This window comes from Leptolyngbya sp. CCNP1308, assembly GCF_034932455.1.
Lineage (GTDB): Bacteria > Cyanobacteriota > Cyanobacteriia > Phormidesmidales > Phormidesmidaceae > Nodosilinea.
Window position 1 is genome coordinate 118,808 of sequence record NZ_JAYGIH010000074.1, and the last position, 11,841, is coordinate 130,648.

Sequence of the window (11,841 nt, forward strand, 5' to 3'; positions counted from 1 at the left end):
AAAACAAGCAATTGCTGCCCGGTGTAGGGTGGGCACTGCCCACCACTGAGCCTCGCAGAGACAGAAGGCGTAGGGTGGGCACTGCCCACCACTAGAGCCTCGGGAAGGCCAAACAACCCTAATTGGGATGGAAACTTGTCTGCCAAAATCATCCAATGGTGGGCAGTGCCCACCCTACGGTCTAGCCCTGGCCGAACTGCTTTTGGTAGACGATGTCTTCCTTCTCGGTTTCTAGCTTGATGTCCGATCGCGGGAAAGCGACGCACAGCAGCGCATAGCCATCGGCCTGAAGCTCGGTGCTCACCCCCATGCCCTCGCTCTGATCGACCTCGCCCTCCAGCACCAGGGCGGCGCAGGTGGTGCATACCCCCGCCCCGCACGAGGTCGGCAAATCGAGCCCCACCGCCTGGGCTGCCGCCAGAATAGTCTGGTCTTCCGGAACGGTGATGGTCTGGGTTTTGCCCTGGTGGTGGATTTCGACGGAGTAGCTGGTGGCCATGGCGAGTTGACGGAAGTTTAGGTGAGTAGTTAAAGAACAGTCGCCAGTCCAGGTCAGAGATCTGAGTCTTCCTACCGGCAAAACTTAGTCCCTAGACCGGGATTGGATGGATTGCAATCCAAATCTCAACCTATCATCCCACCGGAAAAGTGCGGTCAAATTCTTCCAGCAGATCGTCCATTTCTTCGATCGCCTGGTTGACATCAATGCGCAGGGTGCCCAGGTCAGGCTGCTCTAGCAGCTGAATCAGCGCCTCTCGCTTAGAGCGAATGGTGGCAATGCGATCGCGAATCATTTGCAGTTCCATAGCCCGCCTTAAAACTCTTCACCGACAGCATAGACAACTTTGTAGCAGGGTGCATCAGGCAAGGTAGGTAGGAGCGCGTCAGGTACCTGACGTGCTCCTACCTACCTTTCTCACCCACAAGACGGCATGATAGTCAGAAGTAATCTTTCCACCGAGGGTTCTATGCTGGGGCGAATTAAGTTAGGCCGAATCAACCTGAGTCTGGTGCTGCTGGCGGTGGGCGGGGTGCTCACTATTGTCGGGTTTATTGCCTACTTTCAAGACAACTCCACCCTCAATCTGGTCGGTTTTTTCTACGGCATTCCGGTGCTGCTGGGCGGGCTGGCGCTGCGGGCCGCTGAGTTAGAGCCGGTGTCTTACACCCAGCCCACCTCGCCTGAGGTGCTCAAGCTGCGCGAAGAGCAGGCGACGCCCACTCAAAACCAGGTGCGCCTTGATGTCACCCGCTATCGCTACGGCCAAGAAGCCCATCTCGATGTGGCCCTGCAAAAGCTGGGGCTCAGCCCCTCAGGGCAAGAATGCCCCGAACTCAGGGGTCTGTACGAAGCTGAGGTGGACGGCAGCTACGCCCTGGTGCTGGAGTTTGACTCGTCAATGCTGCCCTTTTCTACCTGGGTTGAGAAGAAAGCCAAAATTGAATCGTTCTTTGGCCCCAGCGTGCGCGCCGAACTCAGCCAGCCCGCTGAAGACCAGGTCAATTTGGCCTTGGTGACCCTGCTAGAGCCCACGGCGGCCCCGGTTGAGGCCTAGTCTTCAAGGCTGAGGACGTTCGAGCGGATTGTTTTTGTTATTTTTGTTATCAGTAGCTGTTTTATGACAGGTCGTTCTTCTTTAGCCCAGTCCCACGGGCGCAAGCTTCCAGGGCAAATGGTGTCTACCCTGCGCTGTCTGGCGTTGGTCGCTGTGCTGTGGGGGCTCACCGCCTGCGGAGCGGCGACGCTCCAGGCCAGTGCCGAGTATCAAACGGTGACCCCTAGCCCCGATGGCATTGGCCGGGTCTACCTGGGCCGAGAGATTGCCCAGACCATGGGCCACCAGGGGGCTGGCTGGCTCGATCGCCCCAGTCGAGTGCTGCAAGAGCGACCCCAGGCTGCGATCGAGGCCCTAGATCTGACCCCCACCGATGTCGTTGCCGATGTCGGGGCGGGCACCGGCTATTTCGCCCGCCGCATTGCTCCCCTCGTGCCCCAGGGCAAGGTGCTGGCCGTCGATATTCAGCCCGAAATGCTGGCCATGCTCCAGGCCGAGCTGGAGGCCAAGGGCATTGAGAATGTGGAGCCGGTGCTGGGGCAGCCCGACAGCCCCAATCTGCCGCCAGACTCCATTGACCTGGCGCTGATGGTCGATGCCTACCACGAGTTCGCCAACCCCCGCGAGGTGATGGAAGGGGTTGTAGCGGCCCTCAAGCCCGGCGGGCGGGTCGTGCTGGCCGAGTACAAAGCCGAAAACCCCCTGATTATGATCAAACGGCTGCACAAGATGAGCGCGGCCCAGGTGCGCCGCGAGATGGCCCTGGTGGGCCTCGACTGGGTGAAGACCGACGACAGTCTGCCCGAGCAGCATCTGCTGTTTTTTCAGAAGCCGGCTTGAGCAGCCCGTGTGAGACAATTAATTATTATTGATTAAGTAGAGATCCAAGGATATCGACCCATGCTGAAGCGGCTGGCCACGGTGCTTTTGATTGTTTTTGCTGTCACCCTCCAGGGCTGTGTGGGCGGCGGCGGTGGTCTTCAGGCCTACGCCGACCAATATTCGGGCTACGAGTTTATGTACCCCATCGGCTGGGTTGAGGTAAAAGTGCCCGGTGCCGCCGATATTGTCTTTCACGACATCATCCACGAGACCGAGAACATCAGCGTAGTGATCAGCGACGTGCCCGAGGGCAAAGACCTCGACGCCCTGGGTACCCCCACCGAAGTGGGCTACAAGCTCTCCAAGAGCTTCAGCGCCCTGGCGGGAGATGACAGCAGCGTCGATTTGCTCAGCGCCCAGCGCATCGGCTCCGCTGACGATAAAACCTACTACATTCTCGAATACCTGGCCGATCTGCCCGCTGGGCCGCGCCATAACCTGGCCAGCGCCATTGTGCGTCGGGGCAAGCTCTATACGTTTAATGCTTCCACCGACGAAGGCCGCTGGGAGAAAGTCCGAGACCTGATGAAGCAGTCGGTGGCCTCGTTTAAGGTGTCTTAGTAAAGTTCCATCCCAATACCTATTCGGGATTTTACTGCGACCGGCCCAGCGGGCCGAGTTCGCCTCCTTGCCCAGGAACGTTTTTTGAGATCGTCACCTTCAGCTATGCCTACTTCTCAGCGCCCCCAGTTTGTGCTTGCTTCAGCCTCAAAGGCTCGTCGCGTTCTGCTGGTAGACGCTGGCATTCATCCGTTTGTGTACCCCAGCAACTTTGACGAAGACCAGGTTAGAGTCACCGATCCGCCCAGCTATGTGGCTACCCTGGCCCGCTGCAAGGCCGAGGTGGTGGCTCCCCAGTTCCCTAAAGCCCTGGTGATGGGGTGTGACTCGGTGCTGGCTTTCAACGGCCAGATCTACGGCAAACCTGAAAATAAAGACGATGCGATCGCCCGCTGGCAGAAAATGCGAGGTCAGGTGGGCGAAATTCACACGGGGCATGCCCTAGTCGCCCCCGGAGGCCGTATTCTGGTGCGCAGTGCCGTCACCCGGGTTTACTTTGCCGATATCGACGATGCCACCATCGTCGCCTATGTCAGTACTGGGGAACCTATGACCTGTGCCGGAGCATTTTCCAGCGACGGCAAGGGAGGACTGCTGATCGAAAAAATCGAGGGCTGCCATACCAATGTCATTGGCCTCAGCCTGCCGCTGCTGCGCTCCATGCTTGAAGAACTCGGCTATCGAGCGACAGAGTTCTGGTAGGGTTCCTTTTCCGATACTCCTTTTCCGATACTATGGAGCAATGCTCGAAATTGGTCACCGTAGCTGGCTAAGCGCCGTCGAAGTCAGAAATTCTGTAACATCTCCCCTCCGACTCTGCTCAGGGGATGATGACCAAAATTGAGTGCCTTATGCTTGGGGCTTGACGTCAGATATTCGTCTCGATGGGGTCGCAGGGTGATAAGGTTTTTTGTTGTCGATTAATTAAGTACCAAGAGGCGTTGGAGAACCATGAGCGCAGAGACTTTTGAAAAGGTCAAAAAGATTGTCAGCGAACAGCTAGGGGTCGAGGAGGCTGACGTTAAGCCCGAAGCTAGCTTCGCCAACGACCTGGGCGCCGATTCTCTCGATACCGTAGAGCTGGTCATGGCTCTGGAAGAAGAATTTGGCATTGAAATTCCTGACGAAGCGGCCGAGGGTATTGCCACCGTGCAGGATGCCGTTAACTTCATCGAAGACAAAGCCGCCTAGGCTCTCCCCCATCCTGGGGATTGGCCTTTGGAATAAGGTGCTTGCGGGGTGCCGAGGGGTGCTCCGCAAGCTATCGGTTTTACTATTGCCTGCCCGGCTTGCCCCTCGCCCCCGACCTGGTTCACCTGAAATTTGGCTATGGCAAACTCTGACTCAAAGCGCGTTGTGGTGACTGGCATGGACGCCATCACCCCCATTGGCAATAGCCTAGAGGAGTACTGGGCTGGGCTGGTGGCCGGGCGCAGCGGCACAGCCCGCATCACCCACTTTGACCCTTCCCAGCACGCGTCGCAAATTGCGGCGGAGGTTAAGGGGTTCGACCCAGGCGATTTTCTCGATAGAAAAGAAGTCCGGCGCATGGATCGCTTTTCCCAGTTTGCGGTGATTGCCGGTCAGCGGGCTCTCAAGCACTCGGGGCTAGAGATTACCGACCTCAATGCCGAGCAGATTGGCACCTGCATTGGCTCGGGCATCGGTGGCCTCAAGGTCTTAGAAGATCAGCAGGAAATTTATCTCACCCGGGGCCCCAGCCGCTGTAGCCCCTTCATGATTCCGATGATGATCGCCAATATGGCGGCGGGGTTGACCGCCATTCACACCGGGGCTAAGGGGCCGAGCACCTGTGCCGTTACCGCCTGTGCCGCTGGCTCCAACGCCATTGGCGATGCCTTTCGGCTGATTCAGCACGGCTACGCCCAGGCGATGATCTGCGGCGGTACCGAGGCAGCGGTGACGCCCCTGTCGGTGGCGGGCTTTGCCTCGGCCCGCGCCCTCTCCACCCGCAACGACGACCCCACCACCGCCAGCCGCCCCTTTGACAAAACCCGCGACGGCTTTGTGATTGGTGAGGGCTGCGGCATTCTAATTCTTGAAGAGCTGGAGCACGCCCTCAGTCGGGGGGCCACCATCTACGGCGAAATTGTTGGCTACGGCATGACCTGCGACGCCTACCACATGACGGCTCCGGTGCCCGGCGGGGCCGGGGCGGCTCGCTGCATTCAACTGGCGCTGAAGGACGCGGGTCTTGCGCCGAGCGACATTAGCTATATCAATGCCCACGGCACCAGTACGGGGGCAAACGACCCCACTGAGACTCAGGCGATTAAAACCGCTCTAGGGGATGTGGCCTACAAGGTAGCGGTGAGTTCCACTAAGTCAATGACCGGGCACCTGCTGGGGGGCTCTGGGGGCATTGAGGCGGTGGCGACCTGTCTGGCGATCGCCAATGACATCGCCCCGCCCACCATCAACCTCCACGATCCCGACCCCGACTGCGACCTCGACTATATTCCCAACCAGAGTCGCCCCATGCCCATTGAGGTGGCGATCTCCAACTCCTTTGGCTTTGGGGGGCACAACGTTACCCTAGTGTTTAAGAAATACCGTAGCTAGAGTTACGGATAGAATCGATTGATAGGTATAATGACCTAAAATGTGCCGTCCGGCACTTGAGCTTTGTGCCTTGCCTAGCCAGAGGGTATTGACAATCGTCTGGTTGCGGGGTCTGCTGAAAGGCGAGGCTGTGTGTGGGGTCTTAATCGATTTAGGCCGATAACCTTGTTAGCCCTTGGGCTAGTCCTAGTACTGCGTGCTGCTCCGAAAAACCGTCGTTAAGCTGTTGAACCTATGGCTGTTGCAACTCAATCCCTGGAAGAACTCTGCATTAATTCCATTCGCTTCTTAGCGATTGATGCCGTGGAAAAGGCCAAATCGGGCCACCCCGGTCTGCCCATGGGGGCGGCACCCATGGCCTACGTACTGTGGGATAAGTTTTTGCGGGTCAACCCCAAGAACCCCCAGTGGTTTAACCGCGATCGCTTTGTCCTCTCCGCTGGCCACGGCTGCATGCTGCAGTACGCTCTGCTCTATCTGAGCGGCTTTGACAGCGTAACGCTGGACGACATCAAGCAGTTTCGCCAGTGGGGCGCTCGCACCCCCGGCCACCCCGAGAACTTTGAAACCCCCGGCATTGAAGTCACCACCGGCCCCCTGGGTCAGGGCATTGCCAACGCCGTCGGTCTGGCCATGGCTGAGGCTCACCTGGCCGCCAAGTTCAACAAGCCCGACGCCACCCTGGTAGACCACTACACCTACGTCATTTTGGGCGACGGCTGCAACATGGAAGGGGTCTCGGGCGAGGCCTGCTCGTTGGCGGGCCACCTGGGCCTGGGCAAGCTGATCGCCCTCTACGACGATAACCACATCTCCATCGACGGTTCCACCGATATCTCCTTCACCGAGGACGTGGGCAAGCGGTTTGAAGCCTACGGCTGGCACGTGGTGCACGTGGAGAATGGCAATACGGATTTGGATGCGATCGCCAAAGCGATTGAAGAGGCTAAATCGGTCAGCGATCGCCCCTCGATGATCAAAGTCACCACCACCATCGGCTACGGCTCCCCCAACAAGCAAAATACCGCTGGCGTTCACGGCGCGGCCCTGGGCGGCGACGAGATCAAGCTCACCCGTGAAAACCTGGGCTGGAGCCACGGTGAGTTTGAAACCCCCGAAGACGCCCTCAACCACATGCGCAAGGCGATCGAGCGCGGTGCCAGCCTCGAAGCCGAGTGGCAAGAAACCCTCGCCACCTACCGCACCAAGTACGCCGCCGAAGCGGCTGAGTTTGAGCGCATGCTAGCGGGTAAGCTGCCCGAGGGCTGGGCCGACGCGCTGCCCACCTACACCCCCGAAGATAAGGCTCTGGCCACCCGCAAAAATTCCGAGGTCACCCTCAACGCCCTGGCTCCGGCGATTCCAGAGCTGATTGGCGGCTCCGCCGACCTCACCCACTCGAACCTGACCGAGCTGAAGATCTCCGGCAGCTTCCAGAAGGGAGCCTACGAAAACCGCAACCTGCGCTTTGGCGTGCGCGAGCACGGCATGGGCGCGATCTGCAACGGCATCGCCCTGCACAACTCGGGGCTGATTCCCTACTGCGCCACCTTCCTGGTGTTTGCCGACTACATGCGGGCGGCGATTCGCCTGTCGGCCCTCTCCCAGGCGGGCGTCATCTACGTGATGACCCACGACTCCATTGGTCTGGGCGAAGATGGCCCCACCCACCAGCCGGTGGAGACCATTGCCTCCCTGCGGGCCATTCCCAATCTGATCGTGATTCGCCCCGCCGACGGCACCGAAACTTCTGGGGCCTACAAGATCGCCGTGGAGCACCGCAAGACTCCGACGCTGATGGCCTTTAGCCGTCAAAATCTGCCCAATTTGCCTGGGGCATCGATCGAAGGCGTCGCCAAGGGAGCCTACACCGTTGACGACTGCGACGGCACCCCCGACCTGATCCTGATTGGCACGGGTAGCGAGGTCAGCCTCTGCGTCGATGCGGCTAAGGAACTGCGGGCCGCAGGCACCAAGGTGCGCGTGGTCTCTATGCCCTCTTGGGAACTGTTCGACGCCCAGGATGCTGCCTACCAGGAGTCGGTGCTGCCCAAGGCCGTCACCAAGCGCCTGGCGGTGGAAGCCGGTATCACCATGGGCTGGTGCCGCTACGTTGGCTCTGAAGGCGACGTTATCGGCGTCGATCGCTTTGGGGCCTCTGCCCCTGGTGGCCTAGTGATGGAGAAGTTTGGCTTCACTGTTGAGAACGTGGTCAGCCGGGCTAAGGCGCTGCTGGGCTAAGGGTTCTAAATCTGCTGGGATGGAGGCGATCGTCTCACTAAGGCTCCAGGGTTATTTAGAGTAGCCCTGGAGCCTTTAGCTGTTGGTGGAGTGGCCGGATGAGGTAAGGGCTGCTCGTCAGCTTTAGGGGAACTGTTCTCTAGAGGGTGAATGCCAGGGTAAGGGGTGCAAAGATTACAGTGTGAATGGTGAGTTGAACCCTGGGACTGCTCTGGATTTGGCCCAGAGCGCGCAGCGCCCTCCGGCAATTCCTTTAAACAACGCATTAGCTGGGTAATGGCACGCTATGGTAAACCGCTTCAAAATTGGCACTCGCATTGGGGCCGGGTTTGCCCTGGGGCTGACGCTCTTGGCCGTGCTGGGTGCCATCGCCTACCGCACCACCACCAGCCTGATCCGCAATGCCGAGCGAGAAAAGCAGTCGTACCAGATTTTGGCCTATCTCAACGAGCTAGAAACTGAGCTGATCAACGCCGAAACTGGTCAGCGAGGTTATCTCATTACGGGGCAAAGCCAGTATTTAGAACCCTACAATAGTGCGCTGACCGAGATTGACGACCAGTACGCGGTTCTAGCGCAGCTCACCGCTGATGACCCACTTCTCCAAATCCGCTTAGCAAACCTTCAGACATTGATTGAGGCCAGGCTGGCTAGGTTAGAGGAAGGCATTGAACTGCAAAACACTGGGGGGTTTGCAGCGGCACAAGCCTATGTTTTAAACGATAGCGGCAAGCAAGTTATGGATCAGATCCGCGCTCTGATTGCGGAGCTGATTCAGCAAGAGGAGAGGATGCTTGAGGAGCGAGCGGCCCAGGCTCGGCTGTCCTCGCAGCAGACGCTCTATACTATTGCCTTTGGCATTCCGCTTTCGTTTGTTGTGCTGTCGCTGGTGGGCTGGGGCCTGTCGCGCAACATTTCTGACCCCCTGCGCCAGCTTTCTAAGACCGCCGAACAGCTGGCCGACGGCGATTTGTCTGTCTCCCTGCCGGACAGCGTCTCCCAGGATGAAACCGGCATTTTGACCCGCACCTTTGGCCAGATGGTGAGCAACCTGCGGGAGACCATTCGCGCCAATGAAGAGCAGCGCTGGCTGAAGTCTAACCTGGCAGATTTGTCGCAGCAGTTGCAGGGGCAGCGCAGCCTCGAAACCCTGGCGGAGCTGATGTTGACCTATGTTGCACCTTTGGTGGACGCGCAGCAGGGGGTACTGTACCTGCTGGACTCGGCCAGTGAACCGCCCCGACTCAAGCTGTTGAGCAGCTATGCCTACCAGGAGCGCAAGCACCTGTCGAACGAGTTTGACCTGGGGGAAGGGCTGGTGGGCCAGTGCGCCTTGGAAAAGCAGCGCATTGTGCTGACTGAGGTGCCGGAGGACTATATTCAGATTCGCTCTGGGCTGGGCTCTGCGCCGCCCCTCACCATTGTGGTGCTGCCCATCATGTTTGAGAACGCGGTGAAGGGTGTGCTGGAGCTGGCGTCTTTTCATCGCTTTGCCGACCTCCAGCTGGCGTTTTTAGATGAGGCTAGTGCGGTGGCAGGGGTGATGATCAATGCGATCGCCGCCTATATGCGAACCCAAACCCTGCTGGAGCAGTCCCAGGTGCTGACCGAAGAACTGCGCCAGCAGCAGGAAGAGCTGTTGCAGAGCAATCAACTGCTCGAAGAGCGCACCCAATCGCTGCAGGAGTCAGAGCTGGAGATGCAGCAGCAGCAGGAGGAACTGCAGCAGTCGAACGAAGAGCTGCAGCAGCTCAACGAGGAGCTAGAAGAGAAGGCCGAGCTGCTGGAAACCCAGAAGCAGCAGGTAGAGCGCAAAAACCACGAAATTGAGCTGGCCCGCCAGGAACTTGAGGCTCAGGCCCGCCAGCTGGCCCAGTCGTCGCGCTATAAGTCAGAGTTTTTGGCCAACATGTCCCACGAGCTGCGGACGCCCCTGAACAGTCTGCTGATTTTGGCCAAGATGCTCAGCAACAACGGCGAGGGCAACCTGACCGAAAAGCAGGTGGACTATAGCCGCACGATCTATTCCGCCGGGGCAGACCTGCTCTCGCTGATCAACGACATTCTCGACATGGCCAAAATTGAGTCGGGCACCATGGAGGTGGCGATCGAATCGCTGGCCTTTACGGCGATTCAGTTTGAGCTAGAGCGCACGTTTCAGCCGACCGCGGCCAGCAAGGGGCTCCAGTTTGAGGTTGTATTAGACGAGAGCTTGCCCACTACCCTTGCCACCGATCCCAGGCGGCTCCAGCAAATTCTCAAAAACCTGATCTCCAACGCGATTAAATTTACGGAGCAGGGCCGTGTCGCGGTGGATATATTTGCGGTGGCCAACGGTCGGGTGGCCTTTGCGGTCACCGATACCGGCATTGGCATTCCGCTCGAAAAGCAGCACAGTATTTTTGGCGCGTTTCAGCAGGCCGACGGCACCACCAGCCGTCGCTACGGCGGCACTGGGCTAGGGCTGTCGATCAGCCTTCAGCTGGCGCAGCTGCTGGGCGGCAGCCTAGAGCTGCACAGCGAACCCGACCAGGGCAGCAGCTTTACCCTCTACCTGCCCGAGCGCTACGCGGCTCCCTCGGCGGAGGGGGAGGTGCTTCAGATCAGAAATCAGCCCGCTGAGGGGCCGCGATCGCCCACGCCCGAGCGGCGATCCGTCGCGATCGCAGCCCCTGAACCATCGCCAGTTCCTATCCGACCCGCTGGGGACAGGCTGACCGCCCTGCCGGCCAACCTAGAAGACGATCGGGCGCAGCTGTTGCCGGGAGGGCAAGACTCCGCCGATCGAGTGCTGCTGGTGATTGAGGATGACCCCAACTTTGCCCGCATTCTGTTGGATATGGCGCGGGGACAGGGGTTTAAGGTGCTGATTGCGCTCCAGGGGCAGACGGGGCTGGCTCTGGCCCAGCGGTTTGTGCCCAACGCCATTACCCTCGATCTGCACCTGCCCGATATGGACGGTCTGACCGTGCTTGAACAGCTCAAGCATGACCCGACCACCCGCCACATTCCCGTCCACATTCTGACGGTCAACGACCAGCAGCAGCAGGAATTTCAGATGGGGGCGATCGCCCATATTCAAAAGCCCGTGGCCCCCGAAATTTTGACCCAAACCCTGATTGACATCAAGCAGTTTGTGGAGCGTCGGGTGCGCTACCTGCTGGTGATTGAAGACGACCCGGTGCAGGCCCAGAGCATTATTGAACTGATTGGTGGCGGCGATGTCACCAGCACGGCGGTTCATACGGGGGCGGCGGCTCTGGAGACCCTCCGTGCCCAGCCCTGCGACTGCATTGTGCTCGATCTGGGCCTGCCCGACATGAATGGCTTTGACCTGCTAGAGCAGATCAAGCACGACCCGGCCCTGGTGCGGCTGCCGATTATTGTCTATACCGGCAAAGACCTGACCGAAGCGCAGGAAACCCAGCTGCGCCGTCTGGCCGAGACCATCATTATTAAGGATGTGCGATCGCCCGAGCGCCTGCTGGATGAAACCGCCCTGTTCTTGCACCGGGTGCAGGCCAATCTGCCGCCGAGCCAGCAGCAAATGCTGGAGCGCTTGCAGCACAGCGACCCGGCCCTGGCGGGCAAAAAGGTGCTGATCATCGACGATGACGTGCGCAATATCTTTGCCCTCACCAGCCTGCTAGAGCAGTACGACATGGCGGTGGTGTTCGCCGAGAACGGCCGCGAAGGCATTGAGACCCTGCGGGCTAACCCCGATGTCGGCATCGTGCTGATGGATGTGATGATGCCCGAGCTAGACGGCTATGAAACCACCCGCCTGATTCGCAAACAGGAGCAGTTGCGATCGCTGCCGATCATTGCCCTGACCGCTAAGGCCATGCAGGGCGATCGCGAAAAGTGCATCGAAGCCGGTGCCTCTGACTACATCACCAAACCCGTCGATACCGAGCAGCTGCTGACGCTGCTGCGCCTGTGGCTGTATCAGTAGCGCATCAATGGCTGCGGTAGCTAAGATCCTCCCTTTGGCATACGGGCTAGGGGAAAAATTGGG

General features: G+C 59.2%; 10 protein-coding genes. 8 read left to right on the top strand and 2 right to left on the bottom strand.

From position 1 onward, the window contains the following. Positions 1-181: 181 nt before the first annotated feature. Together VB780_RS19065 and VB780_RS19070 are read right to left on the bottom strand one after the other, a co-directional pair. Positions 182-499: a 2Fe-2S iron-sulfur cluster-binding protein gene (locus VB780_RS19065; RefSeq protein ID WP_323352761.1), complete on the bottom strand. Its 318-nt coding sequence runs from the start codon at positions 497-499 to the stop codon at positions 182-184. 133 nt (positions 500-632) lie between these two features. Then, the gene (locus VB780_RS19070; protein ID WP_190629736.1) at positions 633-806 is read right to left on the bottom strand and encodes a hypothetical protein; all 174 of its coding nucleotides are present in this window, start codon (positions 804-806) and stop codon (positions 633-635) included. Between the two features lie 162 nt (positions 807-968). On the opposite strand from VB780_RS19070, the gene VB780_RS19075 reads away from it, so the two are divergent. From VB780_RS19075 to VB780_RS19110, 8 genes are all read left to right on the top strand, one after another. After that, the gene (locus VB780_RS19075; protein ID WP_323352762.1) at positions 969-1,556 is read left to right on the top strand and encodes a DUF2854 domain-containing protein; all 588 of its coding nucleotides are present in this window, start codon (positions 969-971) and stop codon (positions 1,554-1,556) included. Positions 1,557-1,619: 63 nt separating this feature from the next. Next, positions 1,620-2,396: a class I SAM-dependent methyltransferase gene (locus VB780_RS19080; protein ID WP_323352763.1), complete on the top strand. Its 777-nt coding sequence runs from the start codon at positions 1,620-1,622 to the stop codon at positions 2,394-2,396. A gap of 60 nt (positions 2,397-2,456) precedes the next feature. After that, positions 2,457-2,999: a photosystem II reaction center PsbP gene (gene psbP, locus VB780_RS19085; RefSeq protein WP_323352764.1), complete on the top strand. Its 543-nt coding sequence runs from the start codon at positions 2,457-2,459 to the stop codon at positions 2,997-2,999. Positions 3,000-3,104: 105 nt separating this feature from the next. Continuing rightward, a complete protein-coding gene (locus tag VB780_RS19090) occupies positions 3,105-3,701 on the top strand; it encodes a nucleoside triphosphate pyrophosphatase (RefSeq protein WP_323352765.1) in 597 nt (198 codons plus the stop codon). A 249-nt stretch (positions 3,702-3,950) separates the two neighbouring features. Then, the gene (acpP, locus tag VB780_RS19095; protein WP_073608383.1) at positions 3,951-4,190 is read left to right on the top strand and encodes an acyl carrier protein; all 240 of its coding nucleotides are present in this window, start codon (positions 3,951-3,953) and stop codon (positions 4,188-4,190) included. Positions 4,191-4,328: 138 nt separating this feature from the next. Beyond that, a complete protein-coding gene (fabF, locus tag VB780_RS19100) occupies positions 4,329-5,582 on the top strand; it encodes a beta-ketoacyl-ACP synthase II (RefSeq protein WP_323352766.1) in 1,254 nt (417 codons plus the stop codon). Positions 5,583-5,816: 234 nt separating this feature from the next. Beyond that, positions 5,817-7,823: a transketolase gene (tkt, locus tag VB780_RS19105; RefSeq protein ID WP_323352767.1), complete on the top strand. Its 2,007-nt coding sequence runs from the start codon at positions 5,817-5,819 to the stop codon at positions 7,821-7,823. A gap of 286 nt (positions 7,824-8,109) precedes the next feature. Continuing rightward, complete coding sequence (locus tag VB780_RS19110) at positions 8,110-11,778, top strand: response regulator (protein ID WP_323352768.1); 3,669 nt, start codon at positions 8,110-8,112, stop codon at positions 11,776-11,778. Positions 11,779-11,841: the final 63 nt, after the last annotated feature.

Bases quoted from the DNA above. Each gene is read 5' to 3' on its own strand.
- VB780_RS19065 (WP_323352761.1), bottom strand. From the start codon at position 499: ATGGCCACCAGCTACTCCGTCGAAATCCACCACCAGGGCAAAACCCAG.
- VB780_RS19070 (WP_190629736.1), bottom strand. From the start codon at position 806: ATGGAACTGCAAATGATTCGCGATCGCATTGCCACCATTCGCTCTAAG.
- VB780_RS19075 (WP_323352762.1), top strand. From the start codon at position 969: ATGCTGGGGCGAATTAAGTTAGGCCGAATCAACCTGAGTCTGGTGCTG.
- VB780_RS19080 (WP_323352763.1), top strand. From the start codon at position 1,620: ATGACAGGTCGTTCTTCTTTAGCCCAGTCCCACGGGCGCAAGCTTCCA.
- psbP (WP_323352764.1), top strand. From the start codon at position 2,457: ATGCTGAAGCGGCTGGCCACGGTGCTTTTGATTGTTTTTGCTGTCACC.
- VB780_RS19090 (WP_323352765.1), top strand. From the start codon at position 3,105: ATGCCTACTTCTCAGCGCCCCCAGTTTGTGCTTGCTTCAGCCTCAAAG.
- acpP (WP_073608383.1), top strand. From the start codon at position 3,951: ATGAGCGCAGAGACTTTTGAAAAGGTCAAAAAGATTGTCAGCGAACAG.
- fabF (WP_323352766.1), top strand. From the start codon at position 4,329: ATGGCAAACTCTGACTCAAAGCGCGTTGTGGTGACTGGCATGGACGCC.
- tkt (WP_323352767.1), top strand. From the start codon at position 5,817: ATGGCTGTTGCAACTCAATCCCTGGAAGAACTCTGCATTAATTCCATT.
- VB780_RS19110 (WP_323352768.1), top strand. From the start codon at position 8,110: ATGGTAAACCGCTTCAAAATTGGCACTCGCATTGGGGCCGGGTTTGCC.